The organism is Flagellimonas zhangzhouensis, from assembly GCF_900102925.1.
GTDB lineage: Bacteria > Bacteroidota > Bacteroidia > Flavobacteriales > Flavobacteriaceae > Flagellimonas > Flagellimonas zhangzhouensis.
The window spans coordinates 196806-213178 of the sequence record NZ_FNKI01000002.1 but is presented as its reverse complement, the minus strand read 5'-3'; the positions used below and the strand labels follow the sequence as shown (position 1 = coordinate 213178).

The window sequence follows — 16373 nt, the reverse complement described above, 5'->3', positions numbered from 1 at the left end:
TTGTGTCTCGTTTAGTTTTGGTTGGGATCTACGGATGAATTGCTCTCTGCCTCTTTGGCCTTAATGGTGGCCAACTCACTTTCTGCATCCGAAACGATATCCTCAAATTCGGAAAAGTTCGAAATCACACTTTCCAAAATGTAGGTAGCCTGAAAAGCATCACCCAGATTGTAGAAGTTCTTCGCCATGATCACCAAACCTTTCCCTGCCCATTCTTTGTAGGCCGCATAATCTTTGGCCAATTTTTGAACGGAGGTGTTAGAAGCCTCAAAGTCTTCCTCTTTATTTTTAAAATAAGCATCGTAATACCAAGCCTCTGCGGCCAATTCCCCAGATGCGATTTGTTGCACTTCTTGGTAAGCCGTTTTCGCCAAACGTTCATTGTCCGTTGCAATGGCGGAACGCGCAATCATGATTTGTGCATCACTTTTAATGCGGTCGTCAATTTTTGGGGCTTTCAAAACTTTTTCAGCATAGGCAATGGTCTGGGGATACTGCTTTTGACCATAATACCCTTTCATTAAATTGGACTGGGCAAAAGTTCTGTTTTCCACGATTCCCGCAGTGCTTTCCAAACGCTCCAAATACGTAATGGCACTATTGTAATCCTGTTTCTCCACATAAATTTCACAAACTCGGGTCAAGGCCTGTTCGGTATATTCCCCAGTTCCACTATCGGCAACAGCTTTATATTTTGGCAAGGCTTGGTCTTTATGCCCTTTAGCAAAGTAGAGTTGCGCCAAGGCAAAATTTACACTTTCAATATGCAATCCATTTGGAAATTGTTTGGCGTAATCTTCGTACCCACGAATGGCGGCATCGGTCTTGCCCTCGATTTGTTTTCTTTCTGCGGATTCAAAACTGGCATTATCGAGTTCGGCATCCGTTACCTCCACAAAATCGAGATTTCTGGCCCATGCAGCATATTCACTTACTCTACCCTCATCTACATACACCAATTTGGCCGTAGCCACTGCTTGTTTGGCCTCTTGCGTATTCGGATATTTTTGGACTACCTCTTTCAGTTTGTCCAAAGCTTGATCGTTTCGACTCGCATTGTAATGCACCAAACCTGCTCTCAACAATCCTCTAGGGGCAAATTTGCTTTTAGAAAATTCGGAAACGATTCGGTCGTAGGTTTGCAAGCCTAAATTTTCTTGGTTGTTTTGAATGTAAGAGTTCCCCAATTCAAACAAGGCATCGTCTCGCAAAGTGGATGTCGGGAACATGGTCAAAAACTGGTTGAGACCCTCAATCTTGGCTGAGTTGTTGCCCAAAAAGCCATCGCAAAGTGTTTTTTGAAAGGCTGCATAATCGCGTTCTGGTCCATTCATCTTTGATGAAGCATCGTACGCTTTCTTTGCCAATTGATATTTTCTGTTCACAAAATAGCTATCGCCCAATCGCAAATACCCGTCATTCTTCCTGGCTTCATCAATGGCATTGGAACTTACCACATTTTGAAAATAGGAAGTGGCGTTGTTGTAATCTTTCAGTTTGAAATAGGAATACCCCAAATTGTAATCCAATTGCTCATATTCGGGAAGCGATCTTGCCGCCGTTGAATTTTGGAACCGCACAAAATCGACTAAGGCCTCTTCAAATCGATTCATCCTATAGGCCGATTCAGCTTTCCAATACAACGCTCGAGCTTCAAAAGTTGCATTTTCGGCACTCTTCAACGATTTATCGAAGCGTTCCCAAGCACCCTCGTAATCCCCATCAATAAAAAGTTCCACCCCTCGGTAATAGGCCACTTTTTGATAAGTTTCCTTGCTTGCGTAGTTTTTGTTTTTCTCCAAAAGCTCCATCGCGCCTTCAAAATTTCTTGAAGTAATATAGGAGTCCACCAAAAGTTCTTGAATCTCCAGTTGATGCTCATCATTTGGATAAGTTTCCAAATATGTGGTCAACACTTGGGGTACGGGTTCATAGGCATTTCCAATTTCGTAGCTCAAACGAGCATAGTTCAACCAAGCATCTTTTTGAATTTCTGGACTGAAATCCATTTGCGAAGCATTTCGGAACGCATTCAAGGCCTCGGATTTTTTATCCAACTTCAAATAGCATTCCGCCAAGTGGTAATAGGCATTTTGGGAAACCGAATTATTCCCGTCAATGATTTTATTGAACTGCTGAATCGCACTTTGGTAATCACCTAACTTGTAGTGGCTATACCCTAACAAATAATAATCGGTATTGTTCCATTTGCCGCGTTTCCCTTTATATTCTTGTAAATATGGAATGGCCTCGGCATATTGTTCCAAGTTGAAATAACTCTCTCCAATGATCTTGTTCAATTCCGAAACTTCCTGTCGGTTGGATTTTGCCAATTGTTTTTTAGCCAAATCAATCGCTTCCTCAAACTTCCCTAGCTTAAAATTCATGTCAGCTTGGTAATAGGTCAACTTCTCATCCAACAAATCAGGATCTTGAATTTGATCAAATCGAGCATTTGCAGCACTGTAATCATCTTGTTCATAGGCAATATATCCCAAATAATATTTGGCCTGTGAACCATACTTTTGGGAAGTGGTCACTTTGTTCAAATACCGCTCTGCCTCTTCTGGACGTTTGGAGGCATACAAAGCATATCCGTTGTTGAAATTATAGCGGTCACGCTCCGAATACGGCATGGAAGATTCATCTACTTTTTTGTACCATTTAAGGGCATAGGGATATTTTCCTGTTTCAAAATAATAGTCGGCCACATCCAAAAAAGCGGAATTTCTTTTGGTCGAAGTTGGGTAACGCTCCACAAATTCTTCCATCAATTTATCTGCTCCCCGCTGATTCAATCGAATCGCAGCATTGGCAGCATAATAGGCGCTATTGGCCTCTGTTTCGTAATCTTTGGTAGTTGACTTTACCGACTCGAAAATGTTTTGTGCAGCCTGGTACTGTTCATTGTTGTAGAGCGCCAAGGCATCTTGGTAGTCTTTGTTTTCGTGGGTATATATTTGGGTTTCCTGGGCGGATACTGCAAAAAAAGTTCCCATTAAAATGGGAATAGCAAGGAGGTTTTTTCGATTCATAGTGTTCTAAGCTGTTCTCGATTGACTTTATTCATAACGTCAAAATTTAGGCCAAAGTATATTGGAATACAAAGTTGTAAAATTTGGTGAAACCAAAATGAAGAATAATTTTAGAACTTAGTACCTTTATTTCTCAAATCCATATTATGCCTGAGACCATCGTAAAATTACAAGATGTAGCCGTATTCCAAAACGAAAATTTGGTATTGAACCATGTCAACCTAGAAGTTAAAAAGGGAGATTTCGTGTATGTGATCGGTAAAACGGGCAGTGGGAAGAGTAGTTTTATGAAAACCTTGTATGCGGATATCCCGTTTAAACAAGGTACAGGCCAGGTGGTGGATTTTGATTTGGCCACTCTAAAAGAAAAGGACATTCCCTTTTTGCGCAGAAAATTAGGTATCGTTTTTCAGGATTTTAAATTATTGCCTGACCGAAACATCAACAACAACCTTGAGTTTGTGCTCAAAGCTACGGGATGGACAGACCCCATTAAAATGAAAGATAAGATTGAGGAGGTGCTGGACAAAGTGGGCATGAAAACCAAAGGTTTTAAGTTTCCGCACGAACTTTCTGGGGGTGAACAACAACGGATTGCGATTGCAAGAGCCTTACTGAACGACCCTGAACTAATTTTAGCGGATGAGCCTACTGGAAACTTGGATCCTCAAACCAGTGTAGAGGTGATGAAAGTACTTCAAGATATCAACCAAAACGGACGTACCATTATTATGGCCACCCACGATTACGCCTTGATTTTGAAGTACCCTCATAAAACTTTAAAATGTGATGGCAGTAAACTTTTTGAGGTGATTCAAAAGGCAATTTAACCGCAGTTTTGGTTTCACTCACCTCAATAATTAAAGCTCCTGTCCTGATTTACATAGCTTTGGCCAATTGCAAAAAATAATGGCACTAAAAAACAGAGATCTTTGGATTAATATTCTCATTGGGTTGGGGCTATTGAGTATTCCGATTTTAACCTCTCCTGATTTCGATTCGTTTTCAGATATGCTCAAAGCTAGAGGGTTTCGAGAGAATTTTATTGGATATTTGTTGTTATTAGTGTTCTACTACGCCAATTATTATTGGTTGGTGCCCAAGCTATATTCCAATAAAAAAAGAGGCATCTATTTTCTTTCTCTTTTTATCTGCTTTTTGATTGTTTCATATGTGCCCAAAGTACTATTCTCGGGAGCTAACGATTTCCCAGATCCCATGCAACGGCAGCCCATGCCCGAAAGATCTATGGAAAGGCCAGATGACATACCCCCAATGCCAAATGGACCAAAAAGAGAACCCCTGATCAATATCTTTGAGCTTCGCGACACCTTTTTCATTCAATTTATCATCATCACCATTTTGTCCATGTTGCTGCGATTGGACAACCGTTTGAAAAAAATTCAAAATGAAAAATTAAAGGCAGAGGTCAACTACTTAAAAGCGCAGATCAATCCACACTTTTTGTTCAACACCCTGAACAGCATTTATGCGCTTACCCTGAAAAAATCGGACCAAGCACCTTGGGCCGTTCTCAAGCTTTCGGACATGATGCGCTATGTGGTCACCGAAAGTGATTCGGAAAAGGTGCCTCTCGAATATGAGATTCAATACATTTCGGATTACATCGACCTACAAAAATTGCGAATGGGGAACAACACCGATTTCACATTTGAAATCAATGGAGAACCCAACCGCAAACGCATAGCTCCCATTATCTTGGTGAATTATGTAGAAAATGCCTTTAAATATGGGGTTAATCCAGATGAAGCTTCCAAAATTAGCATCATTATTACCCTAAACCCTAAAGGGGTGGAACTTCTTGTGGAGAACAAAATCACTGTCCGTAAAAACAGTATTATGGAGCAGACTACAGAGGGCAACAAGAACACAAAAAGGCGTTTGGATTATTTTTATCCCGATAAACACCAGTTGGAAGTCAACCAAAATGACGATTTTTACTCCGTAAAACTATATGTGGACCTTACATGATCAGAGCAGTGGCACTGGACGATGAAGCATTGGCTTTGGATGTGATTCAAGCCTATTGCGGTCAAATCGACGATGTTGATTTGGTCCAAATCTTCACGGAGCAGGGTAAAGCCATTCGTTACCTCAATAAATTTGATGTAGATCTGCTGTTTTTGGATATTCGAATGCCTGAAATCAATGGCATTGACCTCTATAAATCGCTCAAAAACAAAACCAAGGTTATTTTCACAACAGCTTACGATCATTATGCGGTTGAGGGTTTTAATGTGGATGCGATCGATTATTTATTGAAACCTTTTTCTTTCCCGCGGTTTGAAAAAGCCGTGAACAAAGCAAGGACACAAATCAATCTTGAACTTTCAAGCGCAAACGAAAAAACACATTTTACTATTCGGGCAGATTTTAAATTGTACCATGTGGCGTTTGAGGATGTCTTGATAATTGAAGCTTTGGACGACTATGTTCAGATCCATTTAATCGACGGTACTAAAATTGTGGCCCGAACCACCATGAAAGCCATATTGGAAAAATTGCCCCAACCCCAATTTTTGCGATCACATCGATCCTATATCATTGCGCTCAAAAAAATAACCAGTGTATATAAGGACACCGCCAAAATTGCTGATTTCACAGTTCCAATGAGTAAATCCTATAAGGCCGATATTTTAAAAAACCTTTAACTTTTCAAGTCCATTTACCTCAACAATAAGGGCATTTACCTCATTAATTATTTCTAACACCTTAATAAACATAGTTTTACATCAAAGTATTAACTATGAAACGAAAGGAATTTTTAAGAGGGGTTGGATTAGCTGGACTATCTGTTACCAGTTTGGCTGTTCTGCGCTCCTGTACGGCAGACAGCGACGATTATCTTTTGGAAGAGGATACAACATCAGATTCTTCCTCAAGTGATTCAACTAGTTCATCCTCCACAGATACCAGCACAGACTCATCATCAAGCAGCAGCACCAATACGTCCACATCAACGGAAACCGAAACCGTTGAAGATTGTGAAGTGACCCCAAGTGAAACCGAGGGTCCTTTCCCTACCCATGATCCAGAAAATTATGAGCGGGTGGATATTGTCGGTGACCGAACAGGTATTGATTTGGACCTCAACATTACCATTAGAAATGTAAACGATAGCTGTAATATTCTCGAAGGTGCAATAGTCGATGTGTGGCATTGTGACAAGGATGGCAATTATTCAGAATATGGAGGAACAGGAATGCAGTCCACCAATTACACCAACAACCATTTTTTAAGAGGAAGACAAATTAGTAATTCCAATGGCGTGGTTGAGTTCGCAACTATTTTCCCAGGATGGTACAGTGGTCGTTCCACCCACATACACGTGCACATTTATGATGCAGATGGAGATTCACTTTTGGTTACCCAAATTGCATTTCCAGAGGGAGATAACAGTGTCGTGGTCCGAGTAAATGCCGCCACTGAATATGGATATACCAAAGGCATGAGCGGTTACACCTACCATTCCCAAGACAATGTTTTTGGTGATGGTGTTGAAGAAGAATTGGCCAGTGTAAGTGGCAGTGTAGACGAGGGGTTTACCTTGACGCATGATATTTACGTGAACGGATAAAATAATGTGACATGGGAAACATGGTACAACAACCAGCAAAAATTTTCTTGGCGGAAAAACGGTATCGATACGAATCAAATGAATACCGATGTTTATCTACTCCTATTGAAAGAGCTGAAATCCAAGAAAATGCAACCAGGATTTCGGATGAAACCTTGGCTCCTGGAAAAAGCAAGTTGTTTACCATGGATAAGAACACCTCTGTGATTTTGATGCCACTGGTGGGTGAGGTGGAATATGGCACTTTGAACAAAAAGCAAACAATTAAGATTTCCCCAGAAGAGCTTCAAGTGGTTTCACTTAAAAAAGGCTCCACCTTTAAAATTCAAAATCCAAGTAAGAAGTATAGTGTAAATTATCTTCAAATTTGGTTGAAAGAATCGCTAGAAGATAGAACAGTTTCTTTTTCAGATTATGGTCACAATGCCCTAAATATCATATTCGAATCGCAAAACATGAAATTGCATTTTGGGGTTTTGGATGGACGGATCGAGGCTGAATTAGTACCTGCCAAAAAGGAGAACACACTCTTAGCCTTTGTGATCAATGGCGCCTTTGAATTACAAAACAGGTTGTTGGAAACCAGAGACAGTTTAATGCTATGGAATTTGGAGCACTTGGAACTTGAGGCACTATCCGAGAATGCCATAGTGCTCCTTTTAGAAGATTACAATTCATGATGATTTGATTTTTATTGTTGAACCTGAACCCGAACAGACCATTGCGCTGTTCGGGTTTTGTTTTTATCTAAAAGACTGAATTACCATACCAAAAAAAGATTTTGTTTCTTTGTCTAAATTAATCTTGCTTCCCTTTATGGAGATACTTGGTATTGATATTGGTGGATCGGGCATAAAAGGTGCCTTGGTCAACGCCGAAACCGGTGAAATGCTTACCGAACGTTTTAGAATTCCAACCCCAAAATCCAAAAAGCCCAAAGCCATGGCAAAAGTTGTGGCCAAAATCGTGGAGCACTTCAATTATGAAGGTCCTGTGGGATGTGGATTTCCATCCATTGTAAAAAATGGGGTTTGTTTATCTCCTGGAAATCTTCACAAAAGTTGGGTCGGCGTAAATATAGATGAACTGTTTACCGAGTATACCGGGCATGAATTTACCGTACTTAATGATGCTGATGCCGCTGGTTACGCATCCATGAATTATGGCGTAGGAAAGGGAAAGAACGGTTTGGTTATTATGATAACTATTGGAACCGGTTTGGGAAGTGGTGCTTTCTTAAATGGAGTGCTAATTCCCAATTTTGAATTGGGACAAATCCCATACAAAAAACACAAGAAGATTGAAGCTTGGGCCGCTGCTTCTGCTAAAGAAAGAGAAAACCTCAGTTTTGAAAAGTGGGGCAAGCGATTCAATAAGTTTTTACAATTGGTGGAACTGATTGTAAGCCCCGACCTTATTATAGTTGGTGGTGGAACTTCAAAAAACTGGGAAGAATTCAGCCATCATATTGATATTGAAACCGAGGTGATAAAAGCGGAATTAATGAACCACGCTGGAATCATTGGGGCTGCCGTAGCATGTTTGCGCGAACAACACCACGGACATTTGCATTAATCTTTTCGATTAGATCAAACAATGTCATTCTGAAAGAGCAAAGCGAATTCAGAATCTTTTTTAGAAAAGTATTCGTGCCATTCGAGTCAAATACTCAATCAAAACCAATTACTCTCAAAATAAAAAAGCGAATGAAGATATCTTCACTCGCTTTTCTTTTTATTTAAAAGTGTTTTTTTGATTAAATCACCTTGTTTCTTTTTCTATCCACTTCTTTTAAATAGATTTTTCTAAGTCTCAAGTGGTTTGGAGTAACCTCAACGTATTCATCTTTTTGGATATATTCCAAAGCTTCTTCCAATGAGAATTTGATAGCAGGAACAATCTTGGCTTTATCATCTGCACCAGAAGAACGAACGTTGGATAACTTTTTGGTTTTGGTTACGTTCACGGTCATATCATCCTGACGTGAGTTTTCACCAATTACCTGTCCTTCGTAAATATCCTCTCCTGGATCAATAAAGAACTTCCCTCTCTCCTGCAATTTATCAATAGAGTAAGGAATTGCAGTTCCATTTTCCATGGATACCAAAGAACCATTCAAACGCTGTGCAATTTCCCCTTTTAGAGGTTGATATTCTTTAAAGCGGTGTGCCATAATGGCCTCACCAGCAGTAGCGGTCAACAATTGGTTACGCAAACCGATAATTCCTCTGGATGGAATCATGAATTCACAGATCATACGAGAACCTTTCGCTTCCATACTGATCATTTCTCCTTTTCGGATAGAAACCATTTCCACAGCTTTACCTGAAACTTCTTCTGGCAAATCGATGGTCAAGTGCTCAACAGGCTCACATTTTACACCATCAATTTCTCTGATGATTACCTGAGGCTGTCCAATTTGAAGTTCGTATCCTTCACGACGCATAGTCTCGATCAATACGGAAAGGTGCAATACCCCACGGCCAAAAACCATGAATTTATCAGCACTATCAGTTTCTTGAACGCGAAGCGCCAAGTTTTTCTCCAATTCCTTCTCCAATCTTTCCTTGATGTGTCTGGAAGTCACAAATTTTCCATCTTTACCAAAGAAAGGGCTATCGTTAATAGTGAACAACATACTCATAGTTGGTTCATCGATAGCGATAGTTTTCAATTTTTCAGGATTTTCAATATCAGCAACGGTATCACCAATTTCAAAACCTTCCATACCAACTATAGCACAGATATCTCCAGCTACAACTTCTTCAACTTTTAATCGGCCCAAACCTTCAAAAGTGAACAATTCCTTGATTCTGGTCTTTACGATGCTTCCGTCTCTTTTTACCAAAGAAACTTGTTGTCCTTCACGAAGCGTACCTCTTTGCAATCTTCCAATCGCGATTCTTCCCGTAAATGAGGAGAAATCCAAAGAAGTAATCAACATTTGGGTAGTTCCTTCTTGTGGTTTGAATTCTGGAATGTGCTCAATTACCATATCCAACAAAGGCTCGATATTCTCGGTTGGCTTTTGCCAATCCTCTCCCATCCAGTTGTTCTTTGCAGAACCATAAACGGTCGGGAAATCCAACTGCCACTCTTCTGCTCCCAATTCGAACATTAAATCGAACACTTTTTCGTGAACTTCTTCTGGAGTACAGTTTTCTTTATCTACCTTATTGATAACAACACATGGCTTTAAACCAAGGTCGATAGCTTTTTGAAGTACAAATCGAGTCTGTGGCATAGGACCCTCAAAGGCATCCACCAACAACAACACCCCATCGGCCATGTTTAAAACACGCTCTACCTCACCGCCAAAATCGGCGTGACCAGGAGTATCGATAATGTTGATTTTAGTGTCTTTGTACATTACGGAAACGTTCTTGGATACGATGGTAATCCCACGTTCCCGCTCCAAGTCGTTGTTGTCCAAGATCAAATCTCCTTTGTTCTCGTTATCTCGGAACAACTGGCAATGGTACATGATTTTATCCACCAAGGTAGTCTTACCGTGGTCTACGTGTGCAATGATTGCAATATTCTTTATCTTGGACATAACCTGAATTTTAAGCCCGCAAAGATACTGCTATTTTTCACTTGTCAATACACCTAAATGTTATTTTTATCTTATTGATTTTGTGGTAGTTCCAAGCCTATAGACCAACACACCATCGCTTTTCGCTAATAATCCACCCAATACTAAGGTTAACAACAGGGTGAATTGCCCCTTTAAAGGGACCTACATAATAGCCAGCACCAGCATCAATGGAGAAGCTAAAACCAGAATCGTAACTACGCTGAATTCCATAGACCAATCCGCCATATCCATGCACGCCATCTACTATTTGACCATCCACTGTGCGCTTTCCAGGTGAGAAAATCGCCGCCGATGGAGCCAAATAATTTCCAGAATTGCCATAAATGGACCTTCTTCGTCTTTCGCGACTATGTAAATTGTGGTAGTAACGGTTTTGAACCGTAATGGCAGGAAAAAAATCGAAGTCCTCCAAAGGCGTCGCACTTGCAGGTTCCAAAGCAGCTTGCCAAGCAACGCGAAAATCCAAGGTACTGTTTACACCCACGGCCATTTCGTATTCAATTCCAGGATTGAAAATATTGAGCTTAAACTGACGTATTTCGCAGTTTTTACCATATTGGGCATGCATAAAATAGCCCATGGATAGGAATACCAAAAGAAGTAAGCGACGCATTGTAGGTTAATTTGGTACTATTATAACCTTTGGTTTGGGAAAATAGTATGTTTTAAGCTTCCATTTAGTCGAAAATGGGTTCTTTAGATTTCCGTTTGGTGGCCACCCATCCGAAAGTGAAATTAAACAAAGGCCCGTATCCATCAGGAATACCATCACCTTTATAAAATCCAGCACCCAATTCTGCATTAAAATTAAACCCATTTTTAAAGGTTCTTTGAATCCCATAAACCAATCCGTAAAATCCCAAGTTGAAATCTTTTGGACCTTCGATATTGGTAGAAATGCGCAATTGTGAAAAGAAAATAGCTTGAGCCGCAGCAATATAGTTGGCTGAATTACCAGAAGTATTCTTTCCCAAATATTCCCTTCTACCAAAATTGTAATAGTAACGGTACCTATTGTTACTGGCCAATCCAAAGGCATAGCCCTCTTCATAAGTGGCGGCGGCTAGACCTAAATCGGTAGAGACACTTTGGTTCTTAAAAATTCCGAATTCATAGGTAAACCCAGGACTCAACAGGTTCAATCTAAATTGATGGCGTTCCAGATGGATCAAATCAAAGGTTCCACCCCTTTCTTGCCATTGTGCATGTGAAAAAACTGGAAATAAGCACAACACAAACAATAGAAAAGTATACTTCATGGTTAGTGGTTTATCTTGATAAATCTAAAAAGTATACCATGGTTTAGTACTATATTTGTGCAAACTTTAAGAAATGGACTTGACCAAAATTCCTCAGATAAAACATTCCGAAGGTGATAACTTTTTTCTATTGGCAGGACCTTGTGCCATCGAAGGCGAGGACATGGCCATGCGTATTGCCGAGAAAGTGGTCTCGATTACCGATGACTTGAAAATACCTTATATTTTCAAAGGAAGTTTTAAAAAGGCCAACCGTAGCCGTATCGATTCTTTCACAGGGATTGGGGATGAAAAGGCACTGAAAATTTTGAGAAAAGTCTCTGAAACCTTTAAAGTTCCAACAGTTACCGATATCCATGAAATTGCTGATGCCACTATGGCCGCAGAATATGTGGATGTACTTCAAATACCAGCTTTTTTGGTTCGCCAAACCGATTTGGTGGTTGCCGCAGCAGAAACTGGAAAAGTCGTCAACTTGAAAAAAGGTCAGTTTATGAGTCCAGAAAGCATGAAACATGCGGTGACCAAGGTGACAGAAACGGGAAATGAACAAGCCATAATCACCGACCGAGGAACCATGTTCGGTTATCAAGATATGATTGTGGATTTTAGAGGTATCCCAACTATGAAACAGTACGCTCCCGTAGTTTTGGATGTAACCCACTCCCTACAACAACCCAATCAATCTTCTGGGGTAACGGGTGGAAGACCTGCGTTAATCGGTACCATGTCCAGAGCAGGAATCGCAGCTGGTGTTGATGGACTGTTTATGGAGACCCATTTTGATCCAGCCAATGCCAAAAGTGATGGTGCCAATATGCTTGATTTAAGTTTATTGGGAAAATTATTGACAGATTTAACCGCCATTCGCAAGACCATCAACTCCCTTTAAGTACCTGTTTTAGCTTTTTCTTATAAAATTAATATATTGATTTAAAGATACTTACGTATTGTTTTAAATTTTATTTATAATTAGTCTAAATATATTTTGGATAAATAGCTCTCGGCATATACATTTGCGAAACTATTTATTTAGACTAATTTCAAATAATAAAATGAAACATATATTGCTCATCCTAAGCTTGGCATTTTACTCTTTTGCGCAAGCCCAATCAGGAAACATTACTGGTAAAGTAACCGACCAAAGAAACAATCCGTTGGCAAATGTGAACATTGCTGTTTCCAACACCAGTTTAGGTACCAATACCGATTATTCAGGTGCATATAAAATCACTGACCTTGCCCCTGGCTCGTACACTTTGACATTTTCGATGGTAGGTTTTGGTACGCAGAATAAAACAGTGACCGTTTATGCAAATCAAACCACCAATGTTCAGACCATCACTTTGGTGGAACGCCAAGAACAGCTCAATGAGGTGGTTGTTGAAGGGGACCAAATCAACAAATATGCCCGAAAGGCAAGTGTTTACGTATCCAAAATGCCCTTGAAGGACATTGAAAATCCACAGGTGTATAATTCCATCTCCACCGAATTGTTGCAAGATCAAGTAGTGACCAATTTTGATGACGCCCTTAAAAACGCCCCTGGAATCGACAAACTTTGGGAATCAACAGGTAGAGGAAACGATGGTGCTGGATATTTCTCGCTTCGTGGCTTTGCTGTACAACCTACCATGATCAACGGATTGCCAGGCTTGACCAACGGAAGTCCAGATCCTGCCAATGTAGAATCCATCGAAGTGATCAAAGGCCCATCGGGAACTTTATATGGTAGTAGTTTGATTTCTTACGGTGGATTGATCAACATCAACACCAAAAAACCATTCTACGGTTTTGGAGGTAATATTTCTTACACTTCTGGCAGTTATGGATTGAACAGGGTAAGTGCCGATGTCAACTCCACCTTGGGCAACCAAAATAACATTGCTCTTCGCGTGAACACTTCCTACCACACACAGAACAGCTACCAAGATGCTGGATTCAGAAAGTCGTTTTTCTTTGCGCCATCATTGGCATTTCAGGCCAGTGATAGACTTTCATTCAACATCAATACAGAATTTTACAATGGCAGAAGCACTAACCAAACTATGCTATTTGTTGACCGCAGTTCGCCACTTCGCGTAACCAATCTGGATGAATTGGGTTACGACTACAAACGTTCTTACACCAGCAACGATTTGTACATCGATACACCTACTTACAGTCTGCAAGGTCAAATGAACTACATTTTGAACGATTCTTGGACCTCTCAGACTGTAATCTCCAGATCCAATGCAAAGTCGGATGGTTACTACTCTTATTTATATGAAATAACCTCAACTGTGGAAGCCTTATCTGGTGCACCTATTGAAGACGGTATTATTTTGGCTCGCTACACCAGCAACCAAAACTCTGAAACCTTGGGAACTGATATCCAACAAAACTTTATCGGTGATTTCAACATTGGAAACATGCGCAACCGTTTAGTGGTTGGATTGGATTATTTCAAAACCAGATTAATCAACAACAGTACAGGTTACGGAAACCAAGGTTTTATTTACGTAGGTCAAAACCCTGATGAATTCCAAGCCGTTGCCCCTGCCCTACATGCCTATTATGGAACGCCGATGGGAACTGGTTTGTACGATTCAGGTGTGTTGACACAAGCTGGTGCCGACGCGGGAATCGCAACTTTGTCCAACCCAGGAGCACAATTCAGTGAAGCAGAGCAAGAAATCTTTAGTGCATACGCTTCAAACGTCATAAACCTATTGCCTGAATTGTCTGCTATGGCAAGTTTGCGAGTGGATCGTTTTTCCAACGACGGATACAATCAAACGGCATTTTCTCCAAAATTTGGAGTGGTGTATCAGCCTATCTTGAACACAGTATCCATATTCGCCAATTATATGAACGGATTTAGCAATGTGGCCCCTGTAACAGAACTATCCGACGGAAACACTTCCGTAAGAGCATTGAATCCAGAGCATGCCAACCAGTTTGAGGTAGGTGCCAAATTGAACTTGTTTAACGACAAACTTTCCGCCACTTTCAGCTACTACGACATTACCGTGAGCGATATGGCACAACGTATCGACACTGATGCTGACAACTATTACTACACCCAAGATGGGGAACAGACCAGCAAAGGTTTTGAAGCAAGTCTTATCGCCTCTCCTGTTGATGGCTTGAATATTGTTGCAGGATACAGCTATAACGACAGCGAATTGGTTGAAGGAGCTGCTAGTTTCACAGGATTTAGACCTGAAAGCGCAGGCCCAATGAACTTGGTCAACGTTTGGGCAAGCTATCGATTCACCCAAGGAGCCTTAGAAAACTTTGGGCTTGGTTTTGGTGGAAACTACGCCAGTGAAAACAAAATCTTCAATAGAACCAACGGCACATTCACCATTGATGAATATACCATTCTGAATGCCTCAACTTTTTATGAAGCAAGGGATTTCAGGATCACTTTGAAGTTGGACAACATTGCAAACAAAGACTATTACAAAGGTTGGTCTACCATCAGCCCTCAAAACTTGAGAAGTCTTTCTGCCAACTTCACTTATAAATTCTAAGAGAAAGTCATGAAAAAACTTATTGCAACAATATTGCTAATCACCTTACCATTATTGTCAGCATCGGCCCATTATTTATGGATAGAGACCAATGGTACAGGAGCATTGGGTCAAGTACAGGAAGTTCGTGTGCATTATGGAGAGTACACTTATGGAGTTATCGAAAAAGTTGAGGGCGAAGCATTTCCTGCAGTTTCCAAATTTACCCTTTGGGTAATCGCTCCCAATGGCACAAAGACCCAGTTGAGCACAACAGCCAAAGAAGACCATTATTTGGCCAGTTTTACCCCAACAGAAAAGGGAGTTTACACCATTGCCTTGAACAACAATGAAATCGACGTAATCGATTACACACAATACGATTTTGGAATTTTTAAAACGCACTATCATGCAACGGCAAAAGTTCAAGTAGAGGCTAATGGCGATACAAAAGCTGAAAATCCTGATGGAATTGTTGTGAAGCAATTGAAAAATGATGGCGAAGAAATCCAACTTCAAGTAATGTACAAAGGACAACCCATAGCCAAAAATGAGCTTAAAGTTTATGTTTCCGATCTATGGTCAAAAACATTGTACACCGACGACAATGGGGAAGTTTCTTTTACCCTGCCTTGGAGGACCAAATACATTGTTGAGACCACGACCAAGGAAGAAATTCCAGGAACCTATAATGGCGAGGATTACGAATTTATTTGGCATTGCGCCACCTATTGTATTAAACGATAAGTCATGGTCACCTTCATTTCATTGCTCACCTTTTTGGCCTTTTATCTTTCATATGGCACCTCAAAAAAAATGGCTGCCGTTGGGAATTTAGGCCTGGAGAAATGGTCGGGTGAACATAAAAAGCCATCTCAATTAGCCAGTTTGGCCCTAATGATTTTCTCATTGGGGCTTAGCTGCTTTTTTTGGGGCGTAGGTTCGGGAACGTTCACTTTTTTCATTTTGTTAATGACTGTTGCCAGCTTGGTTATTCTATTGGCTCCCTTGCGTTTATTGAACTACCGTTTTTTGGGCATCCTATTTATATGCTCCATCCTTTTTGAAACCATATTGTTTTAACCTATGCCAGCCAACAAAAAATATCTGACCCCATCTCCCTCGCAACGATTTGCAAAGATTACAGCGGCTATTATAGGTGGACTTATCGTAGCTGTAATGTTCCATATGGCTTTAGCCAGTTGGTTCAACCATGTGGCGGTAATTATTACCAGCACCTTTTCGGCATTTATTTTATGGGCCGTTTTAATGGTGGTTGCCTTTTTGGGCAAAAACGGCTGGAAAGTCTGGGGCATCTACCTAATGATCAGCCTAGTCCTCTTTGTCATTTTCTATTTCGGAAACCAAACCAACCCTCTTGTTTAA

At 40.5% G+C, this 16373-nt stretch carries 15 protein-coding genes; 11 read left to right on the top strand and 4 right to left on the bottom strand.

Features of this window, described 5'->3' with window-relative positions:
* Nucleotides 1-11 precede the first annotated feature (11 nt).
* Nucleotides 12-3035 (bottom strand): tetratricopeptide repeat protein, encoded by a 3024-nt coding sequence (locus tag BLQ18_RS07720; protein ID WP_090293945.1) that lies wholly within the window; start codon nt 3033-3035, stop codon nt 12-14.
* A gap of 146 nt (nt 3036-3181) precedes the next feature.
* Between BLQ18_RS07720 and BLQ18_RS07715 the strand changes: the two genes are divergently transcribed.
* The 6 genes from BLQ18_RS07715 (at nt 3182) to ppgK (ending at nt 8208) form a co-directional block, all read left to right on the top strand.
* The gene (locus BLQ18_RS07715; RefSeq protein WP_090293944.1) at nt 3182-3865 is read left to right on the top strand and encodes a cell division ATP-binding protein FtsE; all 684 of its coding nucleotides are present in this window, start codon (nt 3182-3184) and stop codon (nt 3863-3865) included.
* Nucleotides 3866-3944: 79 nt separating this feature from the next.
* Nucleotides 3945-5027: a sensor histidine kinase gene (locus BLQ18_RS07710; protein WP_090293941.1), complete on the top strand. Its 1083-nt coding sequence runs from the start codon at nt 3945-3947 to the stop codon at nt 5025-5027.
* Nucleotides 5024-5707, top strand: coding sequence for a LytR/AlgR family response regulator transcription factor (locus tag BLQ18_RS07705; protein ID WP_090293939.1), 684 nt, complete (start codon nt 5024-5026; stop codon nt 5705-5707). The genes BLQ18_RS07710 and BLQ18_RS07705 overlap by 4 nt, the downstream gene beginning before the upstream one ends.
* Before the next feature lie 95 nt (nt 5708-5802).
* Nucleotides 5803-6633 carry a dioxygenase family protein gene (locus BLQ18_RS07700; RefSeq protein WP_090293936.1) on the top strand — a complete coding sequence of 277 codons (831 nt, stop codon included), beginning with the start codon at nt 5803-5805 and terminating at the stop codon, nt 6631-6633.
* Between the two features lie 11 nt (nt 6634-6644).
* Complete coding sequence (locus BLQ18_RS07695) at nt 6645-7313, top strand: pirin family protein (RefSeq protein ID WP_090293934.1); 669 nt, start codon at nt 6645-6647, stop codon at nt 7311-7313.
* Between the two features lie 136 nt (nt 7314-7449).
* Nucleotides 7450-8208: a polyphosphate--glucose phosphotransferase gene (gene ppgK / locus BLQ18_RS07690; protein WP_090293931.1), complete on the top strand. Its 759-nt coding sequence runs from the start codon at nt 7450-7452 to the stop codon at nt 8206-8208.
* 181 nt (nt 8209-8389) lie between these two features.
* On the opposite strand, the gene typA is transcribed toward ppgK, so the two are convergent.
* The 3 genes from typA to BLQ18_RS07675 all read right to left on the bottom strand — a co-directional run bounded on the left by typA (nt 8390) and on the right by BLQ18_RS07675 (nt 11490).
* Nucleotides 8390-10189: a translational GTPase TypA gene (gene typA, locus BLQ18_RS07685; RefSeq protein WP_090293929.1), complete on the bottom strand. Its 1800-nt coding sequence runs from the start codon at nt 10187-10189 to the stop codon at nt 8390-8392.
* Nucleotides 10190-10286: 97 nt separating this feature from the next.
* Nucleotides 10287-10844 carry a hypothetical protein gene (locus BLQ18_RS07680; RefSeq protein WP_139150374.1) on the bottom strand — a complete coding sequence of 186 codons (558 nt, stop codon included), beginning with the start codon at nt 10842-10844 and terminating at the stop codon, nt 10287-10289.
* A gap of 64 nt (nt 10845-10908) precedes the next feature.
* A complete protein-coding gene (locus BLQ18_RS07675; protein ID WP_090293923.1) occupies nt 10909-11490 on the bottom strand; it encodes a hypothetical protein in 582 nt (193 codons plus the stop codon).
* Between the two features lie 73 nt (nt 11491-11563).
* On the opposite strand from BLQ18_RS07675, the gene kdsA reads away from it, so the two are divergent.
* From kdsA to BLQ18_RS07650, 5 genes are all read left to right on the top strand, one after another.
* Nucleotides 11564-12382: a 3-deoxy-8-phosphooctulonate synthase gene (gene kdsA / locus BLQ18_RS07670; RefSeq protein WP_090293919.1), complete on the top strand. Its 819-nt coding sequence runs from the start codon at nt 11564-11566 to the stop codon at nt 12380-12382.
* 163 nt (nt 12383-12545) lie between these two features.
* A complete protein-coding gene (locus tag BLQ18_RS07665) occupies nt 12546-15008 on the top strand; it encodes a TonB-dependent receptor (protein ID WP_090293916.1) in 2463 nt (820 codons plus the stop codon).
* Nucleotides 15009-15017: 9 nt separating this feature from the next.
* Nucleotides 15018-15734 (top strand): DUF4198 domain-containing protein, encoded by a 717-nt coding sequence (locus tag BLQ18_RS07660; RefSeq protein WP_090293914.1) that lies wholly within the window; start codon nt 15018-15020, stop codon nt 15732-15734.
* A 3-nt stretch (nt 15735-15737) separates the two neighbouring features.
* Nucleotides 15738-16070 carry a hypothetical protein gene (locus tag BLQ18_RS07655; protein ID WP_090293911.1) on the top strand — a complete coding sequence of 111 codons (333 nt, stop codon included), beginning with the start codon at nt 15738-15740 and terminating at the stop codon, nt 16068-16070.
* 3 nt (nt 16071-16073) lie between these two features.
* Nucleotides 16074-16373 (top strand): hypothetical protein, encoded by a 300-nt coding sequence (locus BLQ18_RS07650; RefSeq protein WP_090293909.1) that lies wholly within the window; start codon nt 16074-16076, stop codon nt 16371-16373.